The organism is Sorangium sp. So ce448 (genome assembly GCF_051520915.1).
Taxonomy (GTDB): domain Bacteria; phylum Myxococcota_A; class Polyangia; order Polyangiales; family Polyangiaceae; genus Sorangium; species Sorangium cellulosum_B.
Genome location: NZ_CP150343.1, coordinates 7,467,257 through 7,493,816 on the forward strand (window position 1 = coordinate 7,467,257; position 26,560 = coordinate 7,493,816).

The window sequence follows — 26,560 nt, forward strand, 5'->3', positions numbered from 1 at the left end:
CGAAAGTCCTCTCCTTGTTAATGAGCTTCGACTCTGGAGCGTCCTTCATCCGGGGGCTCGGCGTCGACGCGGCCTTGAGCCGCAGCTTCTTCCGGCTGAAGTCGGGTCGCTCGGTCATCTACCCGATGGCCGCGCAGATGCGCCTGCTGATGGACGGCGCCCTCGCCGGCGAGGAGCGGGTCTTCGGCATCGAGGCGCTCGCCGTCGATCCGCTCTTCGTACGCCTCGCCGGCGGGGTCGTCCCGAGCATCGACACCGTCTACCGGGACCTGTGCCGCTTCGATGATGATGCGCTCGAGGCGCTGCACAGCATGGTCGTCGACCACGGGCTTCCCTTCGTCGAGGAGTGCGTCGACCGGGTACGCGCCGCAGCTCCGAGCGCGGCCATCTACGTACGGATCGATGGAGCTGGGGATTGCAGCGCCTTGATGCACGCCGTTGCTGCGAAGGGATGCTTCTTCCTGACCAAGGCGCGGATGAGCCCCGATCTGGTGGGCAGGGTCGCGTACGCCACCGGATGGCGGACCGTCGACCGAGATGCCGATGGTCGTCCTCGACGCCAGGTGACCGAGGTCCCCTTCCGGCGCCGCGATTGGCTCGATGGGGTCCGCGTCATCGCCGTACGCACACGCGACCGGGAGAATGGCAAGCAGATCTACCTTTGGGACGGGCTCGACTACACGGTGCAGGTCTTCTTGACCAACGAGCCGGTCGAAGCGCCGGAGGACGTCGCGGCGCGGTATGATCTGCGCGCAGGCATCGAGCCGCTCATTGGCGAGCTCAAGCACGGGTGGGGATGCGGTCGCGTGCCGAGCCAGTGCTTCAACGCCAATCATGCCGCGCTGCTGCTGAAGCTGCTGACGGCCAACCTGATGCGCCGCTATGTGCTGGAGCATGTTCCGCACCTGGCGAGCTGGCGAACGCCGTGGTTGCGCCGCGCGCTGATCCTCGTTCCGGGAAGGTTGGCCCGGTCGGGTCGGGGCACGACCCTGCACGTGCTGGCGTGCTCGCAGCTCGCCCGCTGGCTCAATTGAGCATGGAACCAGCCGAAATGATCGTGGGGGTAAGGGGGACGTGTGCCTTCGTGACGCTGTGGGCGCAGCCAATTGTAGTTTAAGCCGCATTCTCTTGGCCGAGCGCCGGTCGCACGGCACCTTCGGCTCGCTCGTGCCCCCTGGGCGCGAAATCCACGTTTAGCCTGAGGCGCATGATCGCACCGTCAGCTCCTGAGCCCGGCCCCCTTCCTTGGTTGCAGGAAAGGAAGCTGCGTGAGCGTCACGGTCCGCCCTGCTCGAGTTCGTCGAAGAGGTCCTCCGGCTGCGGGCTGATCGACACGGCGCGCGCGACGTACGGGCAGCGCGGGTACTCGCGCCGGCGCGGGCCCAGCCCGCGCAGCTCGGCGAGCCGCAGCAGCGCGAGGCCCTCGACGAAGACGCTGGCCCGCGGCCCGTAGGTGACCTCGCCCGTGAAGAGCTTCTTATCCGCGTCGACACGGGCGTTGCGGGCATCGACGAGCGCCGCGAAGGCGAGCTCGAAGGCATCGGCGTCCTCGGCCTGGAAGGCCTTGATCACATCGAGCCTGGGAGAGGGCCCGCCCTGCGCGGCCTCCATCTGCCCGACGAGCGGCGCGGTCGCGTCCGACCCCGCGCCATCGAGCAGGAGGTGGAGGAAGCGGAAGTAGGCGAAGTCCTCCTCGTACTCGCCGTCCGGGAGCCACGCGGCTGGAGAGAGCGCGCCGATCTCGACCGCGAGCGCGGGATCGCCCGCCGCGAGCGCGCAGAAGAACGAGTCGCAACGGCTGCGGGCCACGTGGTGATCGGCGCTCTGCTCGGCGTGGCTGCGCCGGAGGAAACGGCGTCTGGCGTAGCCGGCGAAGACCAGGAACCGGTGGAAGCGCTCGACGTCGAGGTCGAGAAGCAGGTTGCAGCAGGCGAGGGCCTCGAGGCCGCGCGCCGCGTCCTCGTAGGTGACCCCGAGCCTGCTCGCCGGGGCGCCGCCGGCGAGCACGTCGAGAGACTCCTCGATGTTCTCGATGATCTCCTCTTTGGTCTCGCGCAGACTCAAGGGACCTCCAGCGGGCCGCCGCTACTCCACGTACTCGTCGATCGCGGTGAAGCTCAGCCCGGTGAAGTCCCCCTCCTCGATCGCGTCGGCGAGGTCCTGTCGCACCAGCACGATGGTCTCGAGGTACTTGGGCCGAAAAAGGACGAGCTCTGGCGGGATCTTCGCCTCGTCGAGGACGAGCTCGTTGCAGCACGAAATCATGGTGGGGTCGATCGGGTTCCACTCGATGCGCGACGCAGTCTGATCGATACAGTCGACGATCGCGAGCGGGTTCACGACCCAGTACGGCTTACCCGCGTCACGCCCTTTGTGGTTGATGATGCGTACGGGCAAGAGCTCGACGGAGGGCGGCGATCGGCCCTCGATGAGCTCCTTTAGGGGCTCGGAGACGACGACCATCCGCGCGCGGTTGTGGGCGCTGTCTGCCAGCGCGACTTGCTTGGGGAAGCGCTTGTTCATCTGGAACGAGGCGTCGCTGGGGAAACCGTTCGCCCTGGAGACGCCGCGCGTGATCTCGTACTCGTCCGTGACGCCGCGGAGCGCGCCCAAGGAGCAGAATTTGGTACCCGCCTCCGACTCCCAAACGACGAATCCTGTGCTCATCGAAGCTACTCCTCACCTCAGGTTGAACAGCCCCGTCGCGTACTTGCGCTTGGCGCCCGGCTCGCGGTGCCGGGGCTTCTTTCCCATCGAGAAGGGCTTGTACCACTTCTTCGCGTACGACTCCTCGTGCCTGTTCTTCCAGCCATCCTTCTTGCCCGGGGGCCGCGTTCCGCGTGTCGTGAGCTGTCCGTGGAAATGGGTCTCCCCCTGCTTGAGCGCTTTCAGGATGGCCTCGGCGCTGGTCTCGTGCTTCTTCCGCTTGTCACGCACGGTGCTCCAGACGTTCTTGTAGAGCCACGCCTGCACCTCGTCCGTGTAGCCGTCCGTGGTGAGGTGATCGACCTGATGCGACGGCCACTGGAGAGGCGTCCACTTGGTCTCGTCGGTGGTCGACGCCCAGTCGGCCCGGAACCGCCGGTTGCGGGGCATCCCGACGAGGTTGTCGACGTTGTTGATATCCCACTTGGTGATCCACAGGCAGTCCTCGATGTACTGCACGGTGGCGTCGTCCAGCCCGTTGTCCTTGTAGTCCTCGAAGCGCAGCGTGACCGAGATCTCGCAGACGATGTGGTGCACCTCGGATCTCGGCCTGTCGTCCGCGAATTTGTCGGTGTTGTTGTACCCCTTGTTCGCGTTCTGGGCCGTCTTCGCGTAGGTGGTGTTCTTCTCGAGCTCCGACGCTTTGTTCTCCGGGGTCCGCGTAAAGTGATCCCTCGCAGCCATGGTTATCCCCTCGCTCCCGTCGCCACGGCGGCCGCCCGCGGCCTCTCGATGACCAAGGCGAGGCGCTCCGGCCCCTCGCCGCTCGCGATCACCAGCGCCCGATCGCCCACCGCATAGCCGCGGGCGAACGCGCGCGTCGCCAGCCCGGCGGCCAGGATCGACGACGCGACCCCGGTGTCCCCGAAGCTCGCCGCCGGCATCTCCTGCGCCCAGCCGTCCACTTGGCGCGCGCTCTGCGCCCGCATCAGGGCCATCCCCCAGTCGGCGGCGCGGAACTCCTCTCCGTTGAGATCCAGGTAGAGCGTGCCGCGATCGCCCTGCCCGAGCGTGGCGCGCAGCAGGCGCGCGAGCGCGCCGCCCGTGAGGGGCTTGTCGGCGGCGTGGTTGTTCGCCTCGATCTCCTCGCGCACGTCGGTGAGGAGCGCGTCGGGCGCCCGGCGCCCGCCCCCAGGGGAGCCCGGGCGCTCCAGCAGGAGGAAGACGGCGGCCTCGCCGGGGGTGAAGCCGACCGGATTGTTGAGCGTCTTGAGCCTGCCAAGGTCGGCGCTCTGCTGGAGGCGGACCGCGTCGACCCAGCTGTCGCAGGCGCCCACGACGGCGTGTTCGCAGCGGCCAGCCCACAGCGCCTCAGCGGCCTCGCGAAGCGCGCGGCCCGTGCCGTGGTGCCCGAGGGCATGGACGCGCACGAGATCCGCGGGCGCTCCCAGCGCGCGGGCAAGGCTCTTGCCCACGATGCGCGCCTCGCCCTCGGTCATGGCCGGCAGGGCCAGGAAGCACTGCATTCGTCGTGGATTGATCCAGTCGGCGGCGGAGGCCAGCTCCTCGACGGCGAGCGCGCTCATGCGGCCGAGCCGCCCCGCGCCCTCGAAGCCGTCGGTGACGCCGACGATGGGCGCCCCCGCGGCCGGCATGGTCTCCTTCGAGTCGTCATCGACGTAGGTCAGGTCCGGTAGGTCGCGTGCGCGCGATAGACCCGCGCGCGCGGCCGCCGCGGCGGTGGTCATGCCGCCGAAGCAGGTGGCGGCGCCGAGCGCGGAAATCGCCAGCGGTCCGGGCCAGGGCGCGGCGCCGGCGGAGCGATCAGTACTCATGGTCGCAGACGGCGCAGAGGCGCTTGGCCCCCTCGCCCGTCTCGATCACGATGACCGGCCCCTGCATCACCGGAAACGGCGGCGTGTTCTTGTCGTTGTGGAGCATCATGTCCATCGCGCGCGCCACCCCCTTGCCCTCGAACTTCACGTCGAACGAGTAATTGACGAACTCCGCCTTGCCCTTGATCTTGTTCGATGCGACGCCGCCGCCCGCGCTCCCCGCCTCGTCCCCGCTGCTCATGCTGAAGTTGGACTTGGCGATGCAAACGGGGTTGCCGTCGCACTTCACCTTCTGCGTCCCGCTCGCGGTGTCGCTCGACATCGCGATGTTCGGGTAAGGGATCGGCACCGGCCCGCCCGGCGTCGGCGTCTTGCACACGTCCGGGAACGCCTGGGTGATCCCGCTCGAGCTCGCGTGGACCACCGACATGCCGTTGACTCCCACCGTTACCGGCATCGCTCACCTCATCTCGCCGTCGCGGCCGCTCTCGGCGGCTGCCATTCTAGCCCAGGCGCCTCGATCGCTATCGCCTTCACGTCGTGCGGCCCGTTCCGCAGCGGGACGTGCCCGCGCCACGTCAGGTACACGCGTTCGTCGTCGGTGTTCACCACCACGGTGTCGAGCCGGGTCTCCACGATCGCGTCCTCGCGCCGCGCGATCACCACGCGGCACACAGGCCGCGGCGCGCCCGGGAGGCGGAGCGACAAGCTCCCGAACGGCGACGCGCCCACCACCGCCACCTGCTCGTCCCCGCGCAGGAAGCCGGGCGCGACGAGGCCCGGCGCCGCGGCGTTGAAGAAGCGGCGATCGAAGTCGCGAGGCAGGAGCGGCATCCGCTCCTTCATCCACGCTTCGTCGTAAGTGCCGCCGAGCAGGACGCGAGGGTGCCAGTTGGCGGAGGTGAAGCCGAATCCGACGGGCGTCACCGCCTGTCCCCAGCTGCGGATGGGGTGCGCGGGATCTTCGATGTTGGGGAGGCGAACGCCCTCCTGGAACGAGCCGTTGCGCGAGCGGAAGCCCGTGCCCACGGGGTTTCTCGGCTCGTACGCGGGGCGCTCGGGCGTGCCCGCGGTGGGATCCCAGCCGCCGAAGGCGCGCTCCCACGTGAGCGGGATCTTCTCGAAGGGCTGCGGGCGGGTCATCACCGCGTCGCCGCCCCTCGGCGTCCACACGCGATCGCCGAAGACCCTCGCGGAGCGCGAGACGGGGCCGACCTGGAAGCCGACATCCATCTCGGTGATCCCCGCGCGCGACGCGTACGCGTGCCCGATGAGCACCACGTCGGTCGCGAGCTTGACGAACGCCATCTCGGGCTCGAGCTTCCAGCTCGAGGTCGCCGCGTCGCCGCCCCACAGCTCGCCGGCGACGCACACCGGAGCCTGCTTCTCGGCGATCTCGAGGCGGCGACCGACGATGTCGTAGGTCGCGCGAATCACGGTCACGAGCAGCGGGCGCGCCTCTTCGTCGGTGAGGTACACCGGCTCGAACCCGAACGGCGTGCGGTTGTCGATGCTCGGGTGCCCCATGGCCGCCTCACCGAGGAGAGCGCGGATCGTTCGCGGGAGCAAGCCGATGCTCGGGTGCTCTCGGCCGAAGGAATCGGACTCCACGCCCGCGCGTCCCGAGCCGGACATTCACGCGAACATTGCAATGAGCTTGTTCTTCTCGGTTGCGTTCCTGGTTGCGCTGATCGCGTGTCGTGATCGACGTGCGCCTGCGCTCGGCCCCGCTCCGAAGAGGCACCCTTTCACCGCGCGGGCGCCCTCACCTCGACCACCTCCCGCCGCGCCCGCCGCAACGAAAGCTCCACCGCCGCCGCCACCCGCGCCGGCTGGCTCCCCCTCTGCAGCACCTCCCCAATCCACTCCACCGTCATTGGCCGCCCCAGCAGGTGCCGCGTCCCCCGCTTCAGCTCCTTCCCCCGACTCCCCCACCACGTCGCGACCTTCTCCCTGTCCGGCCACGGCAGGCTCTCGTCCGGATCCATGGCCACGTCGTCGTCCTCCGGATCATCGTTCGGCCCGACCTGAAACCCCGGCGGCCGTGCCCCCCGCAGCTTCGCCTCCTCGAGGCTCACCCCGGTGATCAGGGTGAACGCCCCGCCCGCCGCCCGCGCGAGCTCCGGCGTCCCCATGCACTCGATGATCCACGGCATGAGCGCCGGATCCCCGAGCGCCGCCGCCCCCGCGAGCGCCACGCGCGCCCCGCGCATCGTCCCGGCGATCCCGCGCAGCCAGCTGGAGGACGCCGTCCCCGGCTCCATCCGCCGCATCGCCATCGCGCAAGCCCGCTCCGCGAACGGCCCGCCACGATCCGCGATGGCCCCGAGCGCCTTCAGCGCCGCCGCATCGCCGAGCAGCGCCGCCGACCACGCCGCCGCGAACCGACACGCCTCATCCTCGCTGCCTAGCTCTGCCCGCACCTCATTCAGCAGATCGCCCCGCCCGAGCTCGCCCACGGCGCGCAGCGCCCGCGCCTTCAAGCGCGCATCGCGCGACATCACCGCGTAGCCCAAGGCCCCCCCCGGATCCTGCCGGTGGACCGCGCACGCCGCGATCCCGATGCGGCGCAGCTCCGGCCCGACCCGGTGCGAGAGCAGCCCCGGGAGTATCGCCCGAACCTTCGAGAACGACGCCCACCCCAGCGCCGACACAATCGCCCGCGCCAGCGCCGGCACGCCCCCGCCCACGTCGAGCACCCCGGCGATGCCTCTCAGATCCGTCCGCTCCACCGCCAGCACCATCGGCGCAAACAGGCTTCCCGGCTCCTCCTCGTCGATGGCGTTCTTGCAAATCTCCCACCCTGCATCGCCAGCGAGCCGCAGGCCGTCGACATGCGCCTCCAACCGCACGTCCAGCTCACCGAGGCGCTGCACATCGTAGAGCGGGTCCACCGCCGCGGCGTCCCGGTACGACCACAGGAACGCCGCCTCGAAGGCGTGCTGCTCGAAGGTCTCGGCCTCGATCGTCGAGATCAATTGATCTGCACCGATCCACCCTGGATCCGGTTCACGCCGGAGGACCGGGTCAGCAGATAAGCGCCCCGAATCAAGATCTTCCCAGCGCGCGTCAGCGTGATGCTGGCCTTCCCGCACTGGAGCACGATCTCCTTCTCCGCGGTGAACACCAGCCGCTCGCCGTCCGAGGTCGCCGTCGCTCCGTCGCGCACCGCCGCGCTCGCGCTCTCCCCGGCCACGTGCATCCGCCCCATCACCACCGGCCTGTCGCGCCGCCCGCCTTCGAACAGGAGCGCGACCTCCCGCCCCTCGTCCTCCGGTCCGAGCGCCGTCATCGCCCGCGCCGGGATCCCCCCACGCGCTCCCTCTCCCAGGACAGCCGCCTCGACGAGCGGATCGCCGTTCTGCCCGAACCCCACGATCCGCCCCACCACGACGCCCTCGATCGGCCCGGCCTCCTCGGCTGCCGCTCGAACGCGCTCCTCGTGCGCTGCGACCACCAGCTCGAGGAGCCCCTCCGCGCCCTCGAGCGCTCCCGCTTCTCCCCCGCCCTCGCCCGCCACCTCCCCGCCGGCGGCCGCCGCCTCCCCTTCCCCGTCCTCGATCAGGATCACCTCGCCGCTCGACTCCGCCGCCGGAGCCCGCCCGTCGTCCCTCATCGCCCTGCTCCTCTGCTCCCCCCTCATCCCGAAGCGCCCGCGATCCCCCGCTCCGCCTCAGTTCACCCCAACGTTGCTCCCCTTGATCTTGACGTTCCCCGAAGCCTCGACGTTCACCGCCCCCTCGCTCTTCACGTCGAGCTTCTTCCCCTCGACACGGACCGGCCCCTCGCCCTTCACCGTGATCTTCTTCCCCTGCACCATCACGTTCCCGTTCTTCTCGATCGTGATCGTGGCGTCCCCGCATTGGATCGAGAGCTTCTCCCCGATGATCATCGTCTTCTTCTCCTGCACCTCCTCCTTCGCGCTCTTCTTGATCGTCACCGTCATGTCCTTGCCCACGGTCAACGAGTACTCCTCGTCCACGCGGGTCGACTTGCCCTTGGAGACGCTCTCCGAGCTCGATCCGCCCACCGTTTCGCTCTTGTTCTTGCTGATCGACACGCTCTGGGCCTTGCCCACGTCGATCGACTGGCTTCCCCCGACCGACTCGGTGTGATCCCCCTCCACGCTGACCGACTGGCTCCCCTCGACCGACTCGGTGTGATTCCCGTCCACGCTGACCGACCGATTCCCGCCGACCGAGAGGCTCTCGTCCTCGCCGATGCTCTCGGTGTGGTTCTTCGCGACGTCGATGCTCTTGTTGCCGCCGATCTGCTCGCTCTGGTCGTTCCCCACCACCTTGCTCCGGTCGTGGTCCACCTCGAGCGCCTCGTCATTCCCGATCCACTGCTTCTTGTCGTGCTCGATCGCGATGTTCCAGTCCTTCTGACCGTGCAGGAAGATCTCCTCCGAGCCCTTCTTGTCCTCGAACCGGAGCTCGTTGGACCCCCCGCCGCCCTTCGAGGTGTTCGACTTGATGGTGCTCTTCGTCTTCTCCGCAGGGAGCGCGTACGGCGGCACGTTGGTCCCATGGTAGACGCTCCCCACCACGAGCGGCCGGTCCGGATCGCCCTCCAGGAAGTCGACGACCACCTCGTGGCCGATCCGCGGCAGGAACACCGCGCCCCACGCAGAGCCCGCCCAGATCTGGCTCACGCGGATCCAGCACGAGCTCTGCGCGTCCTTCTTGCCCTCCCGATCCCAGTGGAACTGGACCTTGATGCGGCCATGCTCGTCCGTATAGACCTCCTCGCCAGCAGGGCCGACCACGATCGCCGTCTGGATCCCCTTGATCGTCGGCCAAGGCGTCACCGACTGCGGACGGAAGGGGACATCGGACGGCACGACCTGGAACTCGTTCCGGTAGGCCGCGGCGTCGCCCTCGGGGACAGCGTCCACCGTGGGCTCGTGGCCCTCATGGCGCACGGACACCAGCAGATACTCCCGGTTGAAATCGTCGCGCGCGTGCTCCGCGAGCGTGAAGGTCTGGCCAGGAACGAAGCGCGGGCAGACGCTCTCGCCGCTGCCGGTCTTGCGTGAGGTCTGGATCTGCTCGAGCCGGATCTTGGCGATGCTCGATCCCGCGCCGGGCGCGTCGTAGTCCCCAGGATAGTCGTAGACCTCGAGATCGTCGTCCGCCTCGGCCTGGGCGTTGCTCTCGAGCGACAGGCCGGGCTTCTTGAAGTTGTAGTCGCGCAGCGTCACCTTCCCGGAGCGCACCCGCTCTGCATAACGGAAGCGGGAGACGTGCTCGCTCTGGTGGAGCGCGCCGAGCGGCGGCCGGAACACGACGGTGCTCTCCCCCGCGATCGACCCGTGCCCCGACGCACCGTCAGAGAACACGAGCACGTGGCCACCCTCGTCGTGCTCGAAGTAATAACAGATGCCCTCCTCCTCGATCAGGCGCGACACGAAGGCGAAGTCGCTCTCCCGGTACTGCACGCAGTACTCCCGCGGGCGATAGGCGCCGCTCAGCACGAAGCGATAGCCCTTGCTCGCGATCCCGGCCGCGCGCAGGACCTTCTCGATGATCTCCGGGGTGGAGAGCGCCTGGAAGATTCGGCTGTTCCTGCGGTGCTTGAGGCGGGAGACATCGGGCACGATCGTGGCGTGATAGGCCGTGACCCGCTTGCCCTCCTCACCTTGCTCGAAGCTCGCGACGACACCGTGAACGTGCCGCGGCAGCTCGCCGACCTGCCAGGTGAGCAGCGCCGTCTTGCCCACGACGTCAGCGAACGCGATGTCCCTGTCGGCGCAAGCGACGAGCACATCGAAGTGGAAGAGCTCGGAGATGCCCTCGCGCCCCTCGAACCGCGTCACACGGAGCTCCTGCTCCAGTCCGTCGACCTGAAACGAGTGCATGGACTCTCCCCTGTTCAGAGCGCGTGCGCGGACAGACCGCGGGCAGCATTCAACCGGAGTCATCCTACATGCTGCGACCGCTCGACCGCAATGGACGGTTGAGCTCGATGCCAGTGAGGCGCGTCGGGACAGCCGAACGTGGCGTCGGCGCGGCCGACGGGCGCGCGCCGGAGCGGCGCGGCCTCGGCAGTCCCCCCGGGGTGCTAGCCGTGAGGCAGCCCTGCCTCGGCCATCGCGGCAAGGAACTGAGCGCCGAGCGCCTCCGGCAAAGCGCCCGCATCGCCGAGGCTCTGCGGATGCACGATGGGCGGCGCCGCATGGACCTGCGCGGTGACGAGAGGCGCTGGCGAGAGAAGCGAAGGGGGCGCTGGAGGCGCGCTGGATGACGCTGCCTGGCGCGGAGGCGCGGCAGGCGCGGCGACCGGAGCTCGGCGCGCGTCGAACGGCGTCGCCACGGAAGCAACCGCCCTGGCCGCGTCCTCGGGATCGAGCGAGGTCGTCTCCCCGAGCAGATCGCGGACGCCGCCGGGCCGCGCGGGAGGGGCCGCGGCAACGCGCGGGGCGACGGCCGGCTGCGACGTCGCCGGCGTCGCCGAGCGCGCAGCCTCCGATGGCCCTCGCGTCGTGCTGAACGGCATCGCCCCGGCGGCCACCAGCCTGGCGGCGTCCTCGGGATCGAGCGCGTCCGTCTCCCCGAGCAGATCGCGGACGCCGCCAGCCCGCGCCGGCTCGGCGGCTGCAGCCCGCGCGGCGACGGCCGGCTGCGACGTCGCCGGCGTCGCCGAGCGCGCAGCCTCCGATGGCCCTCGCGTCGTGCTGAACGGCATCGCCCCGGCGGCCACCAGCCTGGCGGCGTCCTCGGGATCGAGCGCGTCCGTCTCCCCGAGCAGATCGCGGACGCCGCCAGCCCGCGCCGGCGCGGCGGCTGCAGCCCGCGGGGCGACGGCCGGCTCCGAGGTCGCCGGCGTCGCGGGGCGCGCAGGCGTCGAAGGCCCTCGCGTTGCGCTGAACGGCGTCGCCGCCGCCGCGACCACCCTGGCGGCGTCCTCGGGGCTGAGCTGGTTGGTGCCGTCGAGCGTGCTGACCTTGGCGTTTTGCTGCGAGGCCGATCCAGAGGGCGCGGCGCGCGCAGCGGGCGCGCTGCCGGCGGCGAACGGATCGGCCCAGGCGATCGGCTGCGCCGGGAGCTCCACGCCCGCGAGCACGCGCAGCGACTCGATCTCCGCCTCCTCGACGGGCGTATGGCCTCGCCACACCACGGAGCAGCGCCGCCGATCCACGTCGACGTGCACCGTGTCGGCGCGGAGCGAGATCGGCTCCCCGGCGCGCGGCGAGGCAAGCTTCTGGCGGTACAGCCGCGCGACGCCGCGCGCCTGGGGCAGCTGCGTCCGGAGCTTCGGACGCTGCGCGATCATGCCTCCGAGCACGATCCACTCGTCGCCGCGCAGCGCCGGGATGCGCTGATCCATGGGCGCCGCCTGGAAGTAGCTCCAGTCGAGCCCCTCGGGGATGTCGAGCAGCGAGCCGTGAACGCGACGCGCGTCGACCGCGCCGAGCAGCCGGCTGCGCAGCGGCGAGGTGCGGGGAAGCGGCCCCAGGCCGTCGATACGGACGTGGGAGCGGGCTGGCCCGACGCGCGCGGAGCCGTCGAGATGAGCTTGCTTGTCGATGCGGACCTGACCGTCCTGCACGACCGTGAGCCGGACCATGGCGTGCGGCGACGAGAAGCCCGGCGGCAGCTCTGCATGGCCGATCGCCACGACGCCGCACGGATCGAGGTACGGCGCGAGATCGCTCGCGATCTGGAGTCGCTGGCCAGAAGGATCCGACTGCTCCTCCGCCGCGATCGGGTCCGGGGCGACGGGCGACATGCGCCCCTCGGGGACGAGCGCGAACGTGGCCTTCACGACGACCGTGACATGGATCTGGCCGCGAAGGCGCCAGATGACCGTCGCGGCGGCGGAAGGGCCGAGGGGGGTGATCGCAACGTGCCGCGTCGGTGGGATCATCGAAGCCGGGACATCATGCCTGACCGCCATACCGGCATCTAGCGGGTTCGGCTGCGGTCGTTCGAGGCTCCAGAAGAGCCCTGTCGCCCAGCGCGACACACGGGCTCGATGTTCCTCGGGTCGAGATACGTCAGCAGCCATCGGCGTCGGCGTCGGCTTGATCGGGATTGGCAACGAGGGGGCAGCCGTCGTCCCCGTCGGGAATGCCGTCCTCGTCGGCGTCGAGTCGGCACGCCCCCCCGCGATGCATCTGTCGCTCAGGCACTCGAGCGGCGCGTCGCAGCAGGCGCCCTCCGCCTTCGTGGGGATCGCGGCCAGGCGACCCCACGCTCCGCCCCCGGGTGTGCTAGACCGCCGCCCCGATGCGCATCGCGCTCGTTTACCCGCCGACCTGCGATCCCACGGCCCCGTACCTCGCGGTGCCGATGCTGACCGGCTTCCTCCGCGCGAACGGCGTGGAGGTCCTGCCCGTCGACGCGAACGTCGAGGCCTTCGACGCGCTCCTCACGCCCGAGCGCATGGCCGGCCTCCGCGACCGCCTCGAGGCGCGCCTCGGGGAGCTCGACCGCCGCCCCGCGCTCCCGCACACAGACCAGCTCGAGTACCTCGCCCTCGCCCGCGCGCGCGGCGACGCGCACGCCGTCCCGGAGGCGGTGGACCTCGCCAAGGCCACGCTCCGCTCCCCTGACGCCTTCTACGATCCGGACGCCTACGCCCGCGCGGTCGCGACGCTCGACGCGGCGCTCGGCGTCGTGTCCGCCACGCACCACCCGCTCAAGCTCGACTTCACGGCGTACCGCACGCCGTTCGGCCTCACGTCGATGGACGAGATCGCCCGGTCGAGCCGGCCGGAGCACGACCCCTTCGACGCCTGGGTGCAGCAGACGCTCGTGCCCCGGCTCCGCGACGCGCGCGCCGACATCGTGGGCCTCTCCGTGTGCTTCCCGGGCCAGCTCCAGCCGGCCTACGCGTTCGCGCACAAGATCAAGCAGGCGCTGCCCGGCGCGCACGTCACGTGCGGCGGTCCCGGCGTCACGCAGCTGCTGCTCCGGCTGTCGGGCGAGCGGCTGGCGCGCGCGCTCGGCCCGTTCGACTCGGCGTGCCTGTTCGAGGGCGAGCACACCCTCCTCGGGCTCGCGCGCGCGCTCGACGAGGGCCGGCCGCTCCGGGACGTGCCGAACGTCGTCGCGCGCGATCGCCTGATGGGCGCGCGCTGGACGCCCGGTCACGGCATGGAGGACCTGAAGGCGCTCCCCGCGCCCGACTTCGATGGGCTCCCCCTCGAGGCGTACCTCGCGCCGGCGCTCGTGCTCCCGTACGACCCGACGCGGGGCTGCTACTGGGGCAAATGCACCTTCTGCCATTACGGGCTCGCGGAGGTCGGCACGGCGGCGTACCGCGAGCGCGCCGTCGAGAGCATCGTGGCGCACCTCGCGGCCCTCGGCGCGCGGCACGGCACACGCCACTTCTACCTGTCGCAGGACTCGGTCGCGCCGAAGACGCTCGTGAAGATGGCGCAGGCGATCCTCGACGCCGGCCTCGACGTGCGATGGGCCACCGATCTCAAGCCGGAGAAGTACCTGACCAGGGAGCGCGCGGACGTGCTGCGCCGCGCGGGCGCCGTCGCGTGCGCGCTCGGCGTCGAGTCCGGGTCGCCGCGCGTCCTCGGCCTCATCGACAAGGGCGCGCCCGTCGAGGTCGTCTCCGACGTCATCGACCACCTCGCGTCCGCGGGCGTGGCCGCCGAGGCGATGTGCTTCACGGACTTCCCCACCGAGACGCACGCCGAGGCCGTCGAGACGCTCGACTTCCTGCGCGCGCGGCGGGAGGCGCTCGCTGTCTACATCGTCGGCGAGTTCGGGCTGACGCACGGCTCGCTCGTCGCGCAGACCCCGGAGCGCTTCGGGATCGACGAGGTGTTCGCGCTCGAGGGCGACGAGCTCGGGCTCGGCCTGTTCTTCGTCCCGCGGGAGCCGTGGAAGACCGACGCCGAGCGCGCCGACGTCGACGCGCGGCTCTCCGACCTGTCGCGCGGCTGGACCTTGCGCAGCTATCCGTGGGCCGGCGCCGTGTCGACCGCGCACACGATCCTCCAGTACGACCGCTTCGGCCCCGGCGTCTTCCGCGATCGCGCGGCGCGCCGCCCCGACGACAGCATCCCCGGGGCCAGCACCATCGAGCGCGGGCTGCGCTTCGATCCGCGCGCCGCCGAGCACGCGGAGGCGCGCGAGGCGGAGATCTGGGCGACGCTCGTCCACGAGGAGCGGCGCGTGGGGCGCGACGCTTACGAGCGGCTCGCCCGGTCGCTGCCGCCGCTCCGGCCGAGGCCGGTGCGCGTCAGGTTCGTCGCGGGCGCCGCGCCGGCCGTGACGTCGGGGCGACGGCCGTCGCACGCGACCAGCGCGGCACGCTGAGCCTCGGCCAGGGGGCGCTCCCGGGACCACCCACCCCGCGCTGTCCCGCCGCCGCCCCGTCTCCCCGCCGGCCGCGTGCGCTCGGGCGAGCATGGTAGAATCCGGCATGGCCCAGAAGGCGCCCCAGGCGAAGCTGTCGCCGGAGGAGTACCTCGCGCTCGAGCGCTCCTCCGAGGTGAAGCACGAGTACGCTGACGGCGAGGTGTTCGCGATGTCGGGCGGCACGCGCGAGCACAGCCTCATCGCCTCCAACGTGGTGGGTGAGCTCCGCAGTTCGCTGAGAGCGCGTCCCTGCGAGGCGCACGCGTCCGACCTGCGGATCAAGAACGTAAAGATCGGCCGCTACGTCTACCCGGACGCCTCGGTCGTCTGCGGCCAGCCGCTGTTCGAGGACGAACACCGCGACACCCTGCTCAACCCCACAGCCGTCTTCGAGGTGCTCTCCGACTCCTCGGAGAGCTACGACCGCGGCGGCAAATTCGCCCTGTATCGGGGGATTCCATCGATCGCCGATTACGTCCTGCTGTCCCAGAAGCAGGTGGAGGTCGAGCACTTCCGCCGCCAGCCGGATGGAACCTGGCTGCTCCGTGTGCTCGGCCCGGGCGAGCGACTCCAGATAGCGTCGATCGGCTGCGACCTGGCAGTGGACGAGCTCTACCTCAAGGTCTTCGCTCGACCCACGGGCGATTGAGCGGCTCCGCTCGATGCTCAGCCCGACGGGTGCGGGCCATCGTATGCGCGGGTACGTCCGGGCGCTGCTGGGGTGCCAGAACGGCCGTCCCCATGATCCCCGACGATAAAGTCATACCGGCTCTCTCCAGTTCTCCAGAACCAGCGGGTAGCCGGCTGATTGAACACGGCTGTAATCGGACGTGTTGCCTGTCACGAGGGGCAACCCATGATGAATCGCCGTCGCGGCGATCATCGTATCCGGTACACCGATCGGCGTGCCGGCCATCCGTAGATCGGCCAGGATGCGACCAGCGAGCTCGGCCGCGGTCGCATCGAAGAGCAAGACCTCGCTCCGGTGTGCCATTTCCAGGAACCGCCGCGTCTTCTGGTCGGCCCGCTGCTGCGAGTAGCCAGCGACGACCTCCATGACCGAGACGACGGAGAACGTGAAGCGGCCGTAGGCGGCGATGTACGAGCGCGCGCGCTCCACGACAGCCGGGCTCCTGGCCTTGGTGATCTCGGACAGAATGTCCGTGTCAAGGAGGGCCCTGCTCATCCTCTCCCTCCACATCACGCAGCCTGGAAGAGCGACGATTCTCCTGGACGACCTCCATCATGGCATCGACGGCCTCGGGGTCATCGGCGAAGAGCCCGATCAGGGAGGGTGCTGCCTCGGCTTCACGCGGCAAGCCCTCGCTCGCGGATCCATCCGCGAGCTCATGGACCACACGCTCGATGAGCCGGAGCCGCTCCTGGACCGGCAGGCCCTGGATGGCCTGGAAAATTTGCTCGACGCTGGTCACCCGGCGGACCTCCTGTTCGCGCGAACCATAGCCAAGCGTACCCCGTCCGAGGGCGCACGGGGTTCCCCTCTCCGTGCGCAGGCGGGCCCCCGCCTGGGCCGGCTCGCAGACGCCCATCAGCGCGCCCGCGCGACCGTTCCCCGGCGAAGGGCCCCTCCCCCCGGGCCTCCTACACCGCCGCCGCCCCGCCCCCGCCGGCCGCCTGCGCGCGCGCCCGCTTGCGGACCATGATCTCCGGCGACTCCGCGACCGCCATCCCCACGAGGCGCATGCCCTCCAGGAAGTGCTTTACCCCGCTCCGGACGAGCTCGTGGCTCGCCTCGCCGACCTCCGGGTAACCCTGCCCCGCCGCGTCGGGCTGCACCTTGCCCCAGTTCGCGAAGAGGCGACCCCAGGGGCTCTCCAGCACGGGGGCCATCTTCTCCTTCGCGTAGCGCGGGTACCAGAACATGTCGTGATACGTGACCGACGCCACGTAGGCCCAGGGAGCGAGCCACGTCTTGAGCGACCACTCGATCGGCTTCTTCAGGGGACCCCAGTAGATGCGGTGCTGGTTGCGCGAGGCGAACGTCATCTCCTTGAACGGTCCATCGAAGTTCCACTGCTCGTTCGCCGCGTCCACGTCGCCCACGAGCTCGATGTCGCGCACGTCGCCCGTCCCTAGGCCGAGGTCGTGCGCCAGCCGCACGAACTTGAGATCGCGCAGCGGGTCGAACCCCATCAGCTTCGCCGCCACGGCGTCGATCGCCACCTGGTCCGAGGACGCGAGCAGCACGTTCTTCACGTGCGGCACCATGCAGCGCGGCCCCGGGCCGTCGCCCGCGAACGTCCCGTCCATCACGGCGAAGACCCCGCGGTGGATCTTCTTCTGGATCATCAGGAGATCCACGAGCGTCTCGTGGATCACCGGGTGCGTCCAGTGCCGGTGCTCGTTCAGGAGGCCGCCGAACGCGTTCTTCATCGCGCCCGTCGTCGTCGTGAAGATGTGGGTCTTCACCGTCGGCAGGTGGATGATGTTCTCCCCGATGAAGCGCTTCGGGATCGAGAACCCCTTCGGGTACACCTCGTTCAGACAGAGGAACTTCTTCCGCAGATCGCCGACCGCGTCCCCGATCGGGATCCACTCCTCCCCTTCGTAGAGGTGGACGTTGCGCAGGCCGTGCGCCTGCACGACGTCGATCTGCTTGTTCTCGCGCTCTCCGAGGTGGGCGTCGATGACGACCGTGCGGTTGTGGCAGGCGTGGATCAGGTCCTTCGAGTACCCGTCCTGCGTCATCGCCCGGATGACCCCCTCGAGCTGCCAGGGCGTCGTGGATGAGCTCGGGTAGAAGAAGTGCCAGGAGATGTTCACCTTGAGCGCCGTGTCGGCGTCCTTGGCGACCACATCCTGGTAACCGGCCAGGTTCATCAGCCGGTGGTAGTCCGAGAGCACCGTCGCAGGCGACGTGCGGATCACAGCGACCTTCGATTTCGGCATGGCCGGGTCCTTATAGCCCGTCCAGAGTCGCCCGTTCCGGGAAGTTGCAGGGCGTCCGCGTGGAGCCTCCGTGCAGGCGCCGTCGACACGGAGCAGCGCGGCGCAGGGGCGCGCGCTCGCCCGACGCCCCTGTTGCGCGCTCCGCCCACGCGCAGGTCACCCTGTCACGATCGAGGCATCTTGCCCCAGACGTGAAGCGCAGCACGCGTGCCCGGACGGAAGCGGCTGGGCCGATCTCGGCGCTAGCCGCCTCGCGCCGCCGAGAACGCGCCGGCCGGCAGCCTCTGCCGCCGGCCGGCACGGGGACTGCAACAGCCAAGGAACAGCAAGGAACAGCGGCGAACAGCCGCCATCAGGAACCACGTTGAGGTCGTCTCCACAAAACAACGGATCGACCCCTGACCCCCCTTGGAGGACATCATGCTCGGCTGGACTGTCACCTTCTTCATCATCGCGATCATCGCCGCAATCTTCGGCTTCGGCGGGATCGCCGCCAGCGCCGCGTCGATCGCGAAGATCCTGTTCGTCGCGTTCCTGGTGCTCGCCGTGATCTCGCTCGCGCTCGGGCGCCGCATGCCGGCATGAACCGGAGACAGGGTGGAGGCCATGAAGAACGCGTCGCAATCGCGGAACGGTGAGAGGAACGGTACGTTGAACAGCACGTTGAACAGCACGTTGAACAGCGCGCCGAACGGTGATCCCTGGAAGCCCGGCGCGCCACAGCCTGCGGCGAGCCCCCCCGGCGAACCGCCGGCCAACCCTGACTCGCCCGGCCGCACGTCTCCGGACCGTGAGATCCAGCTCCCGGGGACGGCGCAGCCCGGAGGAGATCCGGGGACGAGGCACCAGCCCGAGGTGCCTGCGCCCGCGCACACGCAGGAGATCCCGGCGCCGCCGCCTCACGAGGTCCCCGGCCACGATTTTCCGCGCGCCCGGAGCGGTCCCTAGGCGATATGCCAGAGACTCCCGCCGTCCCTCCCGCGCCCGGCACCGGCGTCCCGCGCCGGCAAGGCCGCTTTCGCCGGGCGCTGGCCCGCGCGGCCGCCGTGTCGGCCAGCGTGATCGGCCTGGGCGGCGTCTTCGTCGCTGCGACTGCGGTCGGCGCGGTCGTTCACCTGAACTCCCCGTCGACCCGCAACCTGACAAGGCAGCTCGTCAATGACACCCTGAGGTCCAGCCTCGAGGGACGGATCGAGATCGAGCACATCGACCGCCTCGGCCTCTTCACCGCAGACGTCTCCAAGGTGACGGTGAGCCACCCGAACGGAACCGAGCACCTGCGCGTCAGCGGCGTCCACGCCGAGTTCAACGCGCTCTCGATCGCGGCGGAGCTGCTCCTCGGTGACGGGGACCTCGCCGTCACGATCCCGCTCGTCCGGGTCGCGGACGCGGACATCTTGCTCGAGCAGGACGAGCAGGGCGCGCTCACCCTGGCCGAGGATTTCACGCCGAAGCCGCCTTCGGAGCCGAACGCCGAGCCTGCGCGGCCGCTCCGCCTCGAGCTGTCGCGCGTCGTGCTCGATCGCGCGGCGGTCCACGGCACCGTCGCGCCAGGGAGCCCCATCGACGCCACGATCGAGGACCTCGCCGGCGGCATCGTCGTCGCGGACCGGAGCCGGTACGCGCTCGAGCGCGTGCGCATCACGGAGCGGCGCCTGCTGCCGGTCCCGGTCGAGGCGACCAGCATCTCCGGGAGCGTCAGCGTGCCGACGGACGCGCCGATGGAGCTCACCGCGAAGCTCGAAGGGAGCGTCGGCGCGATCCCGCTCACGGCCGAGGGGACCCTGAAGGACGAGCGCCTCACGGCGCGGGTCTCGTCCGCGCGCGTGACGCCCGAGGCGGCCCTCGCGATCGATCCGAGCGCGCCGCTCGCCCGGCCGCTCTCGGTGCTCGTTACGGCCGACGGAGCGCTCTCGGACCTGGCCGTCACGGCGCGCGTCGCGGTCCTCGATCCGCTCGTCGCGGGCGACGCCGTGACCGGCGAGGTCACCGCCAGCGCCCGGCTCGACGCGCTCGATCCGAAGCGCATCACCGCCGAGGTGCGGATCTCGGAGCTCGACCCGCGCGCCTTCGTCGGGGCGGCGCCCGCCGCGCGGGTGAGCGCGGAGGCCCGAGGGGAGATCCACCTCGACGAGGAGGGCGGGCCGCGCATCGTCGCCGAGGCCAGGACGGAGCCGTTCGTCGTCGCGGGGCAGCGCGTGCCGGCGACGGAGGCGCGCGCGACGCTCGAGCGCGGCGCGCTGCGGGCCGCGGCGACGATCCACGAGCCCGGAGCGCCCATCGAGGCCAGCGTCGCCCGCTCGAAGGACGGGGTGCTCGAGTTCGAGGCGCAGAGCGAGATCCCGTCGCTCGGCGCGGTGCAGCGCGTCCCGCGCGGCATCCACGGCAGCGCCGCGCTCCACGTCGAGGGAGCGCTCAGGGACGAGGCGCTCGACGCCAAGGCGACCGTGCGCGTCGCCGGGCTCCGCGTCGGGTCGGATCTGCAGCTCGGGCGCGGCGAGGTCCGGGCCAAGGCCAGGGGGCCGCTCGACAAGCTCACGATCGACGGCGTGTTCCGCGGAGCCGACCTCCGCGCGCAGCAGTACGCGTTCCGCAGCGTGGCGGCGAGCGCCGCGGGGCCCGTCACCGCGCCGCGTGTCCGCGTGTCGCTGGCCAGCGCGGAGCGCCGGATCACGGCCTCCGCCCACCTCGATCTGCCGCGGAGCGAGGCGCGGCAGCTCCGCGTCGAGGTGGCGCGCGGGGAGGACGAGGTGACCGCGCAGGCCGCCCGCGTCGCGTGGGACCGCGGGATTGCCCTCCGCGGGCTCGCGCTGCGCGGCGACGGCGTGGGGGAGATCGAGGGGAGCCTCTCGCTCGCCGGGGACGAGATCGAAGGAGACCTCCGCGGCACCGCGATCGACCTCGCGCGCATCGCCGACATCACGGGTGCGCCGCTCGGGATAGGAGGCCTCGCCAACCTCGACGTGTCGGTGCACGGCCGGGGGGCGCGCCGCGCGGGGCGCGTCCAGATCGAGCTCGAGGACGGCTCGGTCCCGGGCGTGGCGCCGCGGCTCTCGATGAACGTGACGGCGCGCCTCGACGGGGAGGCGCTGAAGGCGGACGGCCTGGTCCGGCTGCTCGCGCCGCCCGAGCCGCCGCCCGCGCAGGCGCAGGAGGCCCAGCGCCGGGGCGCGACGCCCGAGCAGACGTTGACCACGGCCTTCGACACCGCGCCGCAGCAGAAGGCGCCACCCCCGCCGGTGTGCCACGGCGCCATCGCGCGCGTGCTGGTCGACGGGAGCGCGGCGAGGCTGCGCGGGCCGCTCCTCTCGGCGCGCACCTGGCAGACCGTCACCGGCTCGGCCCGCATGGACGCCGACGCGTGGCAGCTCGGGTGCCTGGCGCAGGCGTCGCCGGTCCAGCTCGCCCTGAGCGAGCTCTCGGGCCGGCTCACCGCGCGCCTCGCGGTGGCGCGCGAGGCGGGAGAGCGGCTCCCGTCGGTGCGGAGCCTCCTTGTCCGCACGGAGGGCCTGCGCGCGGCCGGGCCGCTCGACGCGCAGACAGGCGCGCCGGCGTGGGTGTCGAGGAAGCTCGACGCGCGGATCGCGGGGGATCTCGACGCGGAGACCGGCGACGCCCACGTCACGCTGTCGGTGTTCGATCGCCAGCTCGTGGCGGAGCTCTCGGCCGCGCTCGACGCCGATCTGCCGGCGCTCCTCGCCGATCCGGCCGCGGCGCTCCCGCGGACGCCGATCGCCGCGCACCTCCGCGTGCCGCGCCGCCGGCTCAACGATCTCACGGAGCTGGCCGCCTTCGGGAAGCGGACGCCGGTGCTCTCCGGCTCCGCGGGGCTCGACGTGTACTTCGCGGGGAAGCTCGCCGAGCCCCGGCTCGTGGCCCGCGCGACGGCGGCGAACGTGGGCGGCACGGCCGGCCCCTCGCTCTTCGGCAAGCTCCGGGTCGACACGCTGCTCGTCTATGACGGGCGCGACGCCGCGCTCGACGCGTACGCGTTCCGCGGCCCGCTCACGTACATGACGGCGAAGGCGAAGCTGGGCGCGGACGCCGCCGCCCTCCTCGGCGGGGCCCCTTCTGCTCGGCGCTTCAGCAACGGCAGCCTCGAGGCGAAGATCGCGGATCTGCCGCTCGCGGAGGTCCCCGTCCTCGCCGACATGCAGATCGGCGGCGAGGCGCGCGGCGAGATCTCCGTGCGCGGGCTGTTCGAGGCCGCGCCCGAGGTCAGGGCGCACCTTCAGTTCCCGGGCCTCACGCTCGGCCCCGACGCGCGGTACGAGACCGCCGAGGCGTCGCTCGACATCGCGCCGCCGGGCGGCGCGGGGCGCACCGCGGCCGTGGCCAGCGTGCGGCTCGAGGGGCAGGACGGCGGCCGGCTCGAGGCCAAGGCCCAGGCGCCCATGGTGTGGGACGCGAACGCGATCCCGACGCTCACCGACGATCGGAACGCCTCCGTGTCGCTCGCTGTCGATCGCTTCCGCCTGAGGGCGCTGGAGCCGTTCGTGCAGGGCTCGGTGAACCGGCTCGACGGCACGCTCGACGGCGAGGTGCGTCTCGGGCTCGGCGCGCAGGCGGGCTTCTCCGGCGAGATGCGCCTCGAGGGCGGCGTCGTCCAGGTGGCCACGATCGGCCAGCCGTTCGAGAACGCCTCGTTCCGCGTCGCCGCGAGCCCCTCCGGCGAGCTCCGCGTCGACGACCTCCGCGCCGACGCAGGCAACGGCCAGCTCCGCGGGAACGCGACCCTCCAGATGGAAGGGTTCGCGTTCCGGAACGCCCGCGCCGAGCTCTCGATCCCCAGCGGCCGTGCCCTCCCGATCGCGCTGGAGGGCGTCCCGATGGGCGAGGTGCGCGGCCGGGTGACGCTCGCGGCGGAGAAGCGGGCCGAGGAGATCGCCGTCCGTGTCGACGTGCCCTCGCTCGATCTGAAGCTGCCGCCCACGATCGGGCGGAGCGTACAGCCGCTCGGCGAGAACGCGGACATCACGACGTCGGCGCCGCTCAGCCAGGAGGAGTACGAGGCGCGGCGAGCGCCGGCCGAGCCGCCGGAGCAGGCGAAGGAGAGCGCGGGCGGCACGCCGATCGCCATGGAGGTCCACCTGGGCAGGATCGGCGTCGAGGGCGACATGGTGCGGGCCTCGCTGTCCGGGGATCGGGCGCACCCCCTCCGCATCAAGGTCGCGGGAGAGACCGAGATCCGGGGCAACGTGAACATCGTGTCGGGCAGGCTCGAGGTGCTCGGCAAGGAGTTCGAGATCGAGCCTGGCGTGGTCGCCCTGCAGGGGGATCCGTCGAATCCGTTCCTGAACGTGAGGGCGTTCCACGACACGCCGGAGGGGACGCGCATCTTCATCGACTATGTGGGGCAGCTCAACCCGATCACCGAGGACAAGATCACCTTCCGTTCGGAGCCGCCGCGCCCGGAGAACGAGGTGATCGCCGAGCTCCTGCTCGGCAGGGAGTTCGCGGAAGGGACGCTGGCGGGCGGCACGTCCGAGCAGCCCGCGTCGGGCGGCGGCAGCGCCGCCGGCGGGGTCGCGGCCAGCGTGGGGACGGGGCTCGCGTCCGCGCAGCTCAACATGATCCTCCAGAGCATCGGTCCGCTCCGGAACTTCGAGACGAAGCTGGGCACGACCGAAGAAGGCGCGCTGAAGACGACCGTGGGCTACCAGCTCGGGCAGCAGGTGACCGCGAGCGCGAGCTACGAGGCGGGGCCGACAGGGCAAGGACAGGGGCCAGGGTCCGAGGGCGGCAACACCGGCGCGCAGGCGCGCACCGAGGTGAGCCTCGAGTGGCGCTTCCGCCGGGACTGGTCCGTGCGGGCGGCGATGGCCACCGGCGCGAACCCGGCCACGAGCCTCGACCTGCTCTGGAAGCACCGCTACTGAGCGCCGTCGCGCTGCGGGCGCGCCCGTTCGTCAGGGCGGCGCATCCGCTTCGGCGCCGGCTGCGCGCCGGCTGCGCGCCGGCTCAGCGCGCGACGCAGATGCCGCCGCAGTCCGCGCCGATCGGCGGGCTGCAGTCGTCGCCGGGATCGTCGATGCAGGTGAGCCCCTCGGGGCACGGGCGCGCCGTGATGCCGCCGCACGCCTGCGGCCGCGGCTCGGGCACCACGCAGATGCCGCCGCAGTCCGCCCCGCCGTGCTTCGGGTCGCAGTCGTCGCTCGGATCGTCGATGCACTCGAGCCCCTCGGGGCACTCGAACCCCGCGAACCCCCCGCAAAACGGCGGCCTGGGCGTCGGTTCCACGCAGATGCCGCCGCAGTCCGCCCCGCCGCGCTCCGGGTCGCAGTCGTCGCTCGGATCGTCCACGCACTCGAGCCCGTCGGGACACGGGAAACCCGCGAATCCCCCGCACATCGTCGTCGGCGGGTCCTCGACGCACACGCCGGGACAGTCCGCGCCGCCGTGCTCGGGGTCGCAGTCGTCGCTCGGATCGTCGACGCAGGCGAGCCCGTCGGGACAAGGGGTCCCGAGGAACCCGCCGCACGTCTCTGATCCGGGTGGATCCGGCGGCTCACCGGTGTCGCCGCCGCCGTCTCTGTGGCAGCCCACGAGCCCGATCACGATCAGCAAGAGAGCCATCCCTGTGTGGCGCATCAGAACCTCCGCGTTGTGTTTGTCCGAACCCCACCATGAAGCAGCTTCGGTGCCACGGGAAGCGGACGCAATTCGGGCGGAGCGGGCGGTCCTCGGCGCGGGCACCGCGATCGCGGTGTCTTGCTGTGTCGCAGTTGTGCCAATGGCTTGACGGGAGGATCCGCGGGAGCGTGCGGAAGTCGTCTCCTCCGCGAGCCCAGGGGCGGCACATGCATTCCGTGCGCCGTCCCTGGGTGGGGCCGCGTCGATGGGGGCGCCGGCGCGTCAGAGCGCGGTGGAGAGCCGGTCGAGCACGGCGTTCATGATCGGCCGATAGCCGTAGTCAGGCGACGAGGTGTCGTCCAGCTGCGTCGGGCAGATCGAGCCGGCGATCCCGCGCTCCCCGAGGCTCCGGATCAGCTGCAGCTCGCGGAGGCCCGGATAGGCCTTGGCGTGATCCTGCACGTTGGACCGCGCCCCGGGGTCCGCCGGGTCGTTCGCGCCTTCGGGCCTGCACAGCGGGTTGTCGCTGGGCACGCCGGCGATCGGCCTGCAATCGCACGACTGGGCCGCACCGTCGCAAATGCGCTCCTCGACGAGGGGGAAGATGCAGGCGTACTGGAGATCTCCAGTGCTCCCTTGCGGGATCGTGTACTCGCGGCCGTTGATCGCGTTCCAGCCCGCGCTGCTCGGGTGGATGATCGCGCCGCCGGTGATCGGGTTCACGCCCGAGCGGGGCGCCATCGACTCGATCATGAGCGGATCCGCGGACGGGATGTAGTTCGCCGGATCGCCGAGGATAGCTTCCCAGGTGCTGCTGAGGGTCGTGCCGGACGGCGGATCGGCGAGCTCGGCGGCGTTCTTGAGCCCGCCGACCGGCTGGCCGAACTGGTTCAGGCCGTGCAGGAGATCGGGCTGGCCGAGCGCGTTCTGGCGCGCGAGGTCCTGCCACGGCACGCCGACGATGCCGGTGAACACGATGTGCTGCGGCCCTCGCGTCCGGGTGTTGTCGTCGCTCGGGTCCAGATCCGAGAAGATCGGGTTCGGCACGATGTCTCCGCTGCGCGACACCACGGTGCGTTCCGTGAGCGCCCGGGTGTACCGCTCGATCGGGTAGAGGAAGTCGATCCCGAAGCGGCGCTTCTGGTCCCAGCACCGGCTGTTCACCGGGTCTTCCGCCGCGGAGAGCCTGGCGACGGTGCCATCGGGGGCGGTGCAGGCCGGATCGACGGGGCAACCGTCCTGCTGCTGTGCGCAGGACGTGCAGCACGGACTGTTCGGGTCGGTGGCGCACTCGCTCCGCGGCCGCCACACCCTGAAGCCCGGTCCCGTCTCGGCGACGAGGTAGTTCTTGCCTTCCTCCCTGATCGAGCAATCGTTCTCGTCGGAGAGCATCACGATGAGCAGGAGCGAGTCCGGCCGGAGGAAGGCCTTTCGCTGCGCCAGGAGCGTCGTGTCGAGCCCGGTCACTGCAATGTCCTCGCTCGACGACACGCCGATCGTGTCATACGGTTCGGGATCGACGAGGAAGCGATAGAAGCTCTCCAGCGGCGCCTCGAAGCCGCACCCGGCTTGCCCGACCCCTTGCACGATGTCGCTGAGCTTCTCGGCGAGCGCCACCGGATCGGAGTCTCCCGCGGGGACGTGGCTTCCGGTCGGGTCCCACACGAGGAAGCCCTTGTCCTGGTACGTCGGCAGGTCGTTCTCGTTCGACGACTCATTGGAGCGCGCGAGGAGGTGGGCCATGTCGACGTTCGAAGCGGACGTGGCCCCCTGGCAGGCGCCCGACCCGTGGCCGCCGAGGCTGCTGCTGATGACGCCGATGTGCATGTCCTGCACCGGAGTGCGCACGCGCAATGTGCCAGCGGGGCATGCGCTCAACCCGCTCGGGGGCTGGACGGGGGGAGCAGCACCGGTCGGATCCACGCAGAACGGGTTGGTCATGCCGTCGACGAAATCGGCGAGCACCAGGCGCATCAGCTCCTGCTTGTCCGCCATCGAGCCGGAGTTGTCGACAACGAAGAGGAGATCGACCTTGTCCGGCGTGAACTGCGGCGGGATCCAGCCGCCCGCGCCCGTGCTGGAGTCGCCGCCGCCAACCCCGGTACCATCGCCGCCGCCGCCAACCCCGGTACCATCGCTGCCGCCGACTCCCGAGCTGGAGCTCCCCCCGGGCCCGCCGAGGGAGACGTCGACTTGACATGCCACGAGCGAGACGGCGCTCAGGACGAGAAAGGGCGATAGTGCTCTTGATAGCCTCGAAGACATAATTCC

21 protein-coding genes and 1 pseudogene are annotated in these 26,560 nt (G+C 71.0%); 6 read left to right on the forward strand and 16 right to left on the reverse strand.

The features are described from left to right. Positions 1 to 41 precede the first annotated feature (41 nt). Positions 42 to 1,034: pseudogene (locus WMF45_RS28230) on the forward strand (transposase); the annotation flags it as partial. 241 nt (positions 1,035 to 1,275) lie between these two features. Here WMF45_RS28230 and WMF45_RS28235 read toward each other — a convergent pair. The 11 genes from WMF45_RS28235 to WMF45_RS28285 form a co-directional block, all read right to left on the reverse strand. Next, entirely contained in the window at positions 1,276 to 2,064 is a 789-nt protein-coding gene (locus WMF45_RS28235; protein ID WP_437707689.1) for an Imm49 family immunity protein, read from the reverse strand. Positions 2,065 to 2,085: 21 nt separating this feature from the next. Continuing rightward, positions 2,086 to 2,667 (reverse strand): imm11 family protein, encoded by a 582-nt coding sequence (locus WMF45_RS28240; protein WP_437707691.1) that lies wholly within the window; start codon positions 2,665 to 2,667, stop codon positions 2,086 to 2,088. Positions 2,668 to 2,679: 12 nt separating this feature from the next. Continuing rightward, positions 2,680 to 3,390 carry a hypothetical protein gene (locus WMF45_RS28245; RefSeq protein ID WP_437707693.1) on the reverse strand — a complete coding sequence of 237 codons (711 nt, stop codon included), beginning with the start codon at positions 3,388 to 3,390 and terminating at the stop codon, positions 2,680 to 2,682. A 2-nt stretch (positions 3,391 to 3,392) separates the two neighbouring features. Then, a complete protein-coding gene (locus tag WMF45_RS28250) occupies positions 3,393 to 4,481 on the reverse strand; it encodes a hypothetical protein (RefSeq protein ID WP_437707695.1) in 1,089 nt (362 codons plus the stop codon). Beyond that, positions 4,471 to 4,938 carry a DUF4150 domain-containing protein gene (locus WMF45_RS28255; RefSeq protein ID WP_437707697.1) on the reverse strand — a complete coding sequence of 156 codons (468 nt, stop codon included), beginning with the start codon at positions 4,936 to 4,938 and terminating at the stop codon, positions 4,471 to 4,473. Before WMF45_RS28255 ends, WMF45_RS28250 begins: the two co-directional genes overlap by 11 nt. A gap of 8 nt (positions 4,939 to 4,946) precedes the next feature. Further along, complete coding sequence (locus WMF45_RS28260) at positions 4,947 to 6,116, reverse strand: DUF2169 family type VI secretion system accessory protein (RefSeq protein WP_437707699.1); 1,170 nt, start codon at positions 6,114 to 6,116, stop codon at positions 4,947 to 4,949. 113 nt (positions 6,117 to 6,229) lie between these two features. Continuing rightward, positions 6,230 to 7,459, reverse strand: coding sequence for a TIGR02270 family protein (locus tag WMF45_RS28265; protein ID WP_437707701.1), 1,230 nt, complete (start codon positions 7,457 to 7,459; stop codon positions 6,230 to 6,232). After that, positions 7,456 to 7,938, reverse strand: coding sequence for a DUF6484 domain-containing protein (locus WMF45_RS28270; RefSeq protein ID WP_437719592.1), 483 nt, complete (start codon positions 7,936 to 7,938; stop codon positions 7,456 to 7,458). The genes WMF45_RS28265 and WMF45_RS28270 overlap by 4 nt, the downstream gene beginning before the upstream one ends. 216 nt (positions 7,939 to 8,154) lie before the next feature. Further along, on the reverse strand, positions 8,155 to 10,341 hold the full coding sequence (locus WMF45_RS28275) for a type VI secretion system Vgr family protein (RefSeq protein ID WP_437707703.1): 2,187 nt from the start codon (positions 10,339 to 10,341) through the stop codon (positions 8,155 to 8,157). 203 nt (positions 10,342 to 10,544) lie between these two features. Then, positions 10,545 to 12,350, reverse strand: a complete 1,806-nt coding sequence (locus tag WMF45_RS28280; RefSeq protein ID WP_437707705.1) for a DUF2169 domain-containing protein — start codon at positions 12,348 to 12,350, stop codon at positions 10,545 to 10,547. A 130-nt stretch (positions 12,351 to 12,480) separates the two neighbouring features. After that, complete coding sequence (locus tag WMF45_RS28285; RefSeq protein ID WP_437707706.1) at positions 12,481 to 12,600, reverse strand: thrombospondin type 3 repeat-containing protein; 120 nt, start codon at positions 12,598 to 12,600, stop codon at positions 12,481 to 12,483. A 112-nt stretch (positions 12,601 to 12,712) separates the two neighbouring features. Between WMF45_RS28285 and WMF45_RS28290 the strand changes: the two genes are divergently transcribed. Both WMF45_RS28290 and WMF45_RS28295 read left to right on the forward strand, forming a co-directional pair. Continuing rightward, a complete protein-coding gene (locus WMF45_RS28290; RefSeq protein ID WP_437707708.1) occupies positions 12,713 to 14,764 on the forward strand; it encodes a B12-binding domain-containing radical SAM protein in 2,052 nt (683 codons plus the stop codon). Positions 14,765 to 14,870: 106 nt separating this feature from the next. After that, on the forward strand, positions 14,871 to 15,455 hold the full coding sequence (locus tag WMF45_RS28295) for a Uma2 family endonuclease (RefSeq protein ID WP_437707712.1): 585 nt from the start codon (positions 14,871 to 14,873) through the stop codon (positions 15,453 to 15,455). Positions 15,456 to 15,566: 111 nt separating this feature from the next. Here the strand turns inward: WMF45_RS28295 and WMF45_RS28300 are convergent, their stop codons facing one another. The 3 genes from WMF45_RS28300 to WMF45_RS28310 form a co-directional block, all read right to left on the reverse strand. Next, positions 15,567 to 15,992, reverse strand: a complete 426-nt coding sequence (locus WMF45_RS28300) for a type II toxin-antitoxin system VapC family toxin (protein WP_437707714.1) — start codon at positions 15,990 to 15,992, stop codon at positions 15,567 to 15,569. Beyond that, positions 15,973 to 16,239 (reverse strand): hypothetical protein, encoded by a 267-nt coding sequence (locus tag WMF45_RS28305; RefSeq protein WP_437707716.1) that lies wholly within the window; start codon positions 16,237 to 16,239, stop codon positions 15,973 to 15,975. The genes WMF45_RS28300 and WMF45_RS28305 overlap by 20 nt, the downstream gene beginning before the upstream one ends. A gap of 169 nt (positions 16,240 to 16,408) precedes the next feature. Further along, positions 16,409 to 17,716 carry a DUF362 domain-containing protein gene (locus WMF45_RS28310; protein ID WP_437520870.1) on the reverse strand — a complete coding sequence of 436 codons (1,308 nt, stop codon included), beginning with the start codon at positions 17,714 to 17,716 and terminating at the stop codon, positions 16,409 to 16,411. 420 nt (positions 17,717 to 18,136) lie between these two features. Here WMF45_RS28310 and WMF45_RS28315 point away from each other — a divergent pair, with 420 nt between their 5' ends. The 3 genes from WMF45_RS28315 (at position 18,137) to WMF45_RS28325 (ending at position 23,595) form a co-directional block, all read left to right on the forward strand. Continuing rightward, positions 18,137 to 18,301 (forward strand): DUF1328 family protein, encoded by a 165-nt coding sequence (locus WMF45_RS28315; RefSeq protein ID WP_012237660.1) that lies wholly within the window; start codon positions 18,137 to 18,139, stop codon positions 18,299 to 18,301. Positions 18,302 to 18,367: 66 nt separating this feature from the next. Continuing rightward, on the forward strand, positions 18,368 to 18,664 hold the full coding sequence (locus WMF45_RS28320; protein ID WP_437707718.1) for a hypothetical protein: 297 nt from the start codon (positions 18,368 to 18,370) through the stop codon (positions 18,662 to 18,664). Positions 18,665 to 18,669: 5 nt separating this feature from the next. After that, on the forward strand, positions 18,670 to 23,595 hold the full coding sequence (locus WMF45_RS28325) for a translocation/assembly module TamB domain-containing protein (protein WP_437707719.1): 4,926 nt from the start codon (positions 18,670 to 18,672) through the stop codon (positions 23,593 to 23,595). An 82-nt stretch (positions 23,596 to 23,677) separates the two neighbouring features. Here the strand turns inward: WMF45_RS28325 and WMF45_RS28330 are convergent, their stop codons facing one another. Next, entirely contained in the window at positions 23,678 to 24,307 is a 630-nt protein-coding gene (locus WMF45_RS28330) for a hypothetical protein (protein ID WP_437707721.1), read from the reverse strand. A gap of 264 nt (positions 24,308 to 24,571) precedes the next feature. Continuing rightward, positions 24,572 to 26,494, reverse strand: coding sequence for a hypothetical protein (locus WMF45_RS28335; protein WP_437707722.1), 1,923 nt, complete (start codon positions 26,492 to 26,494; stop codon positions 24,572 to 24,574). Positions 26,495 to 26,560 lie beyond the last annotated feature (66 nt).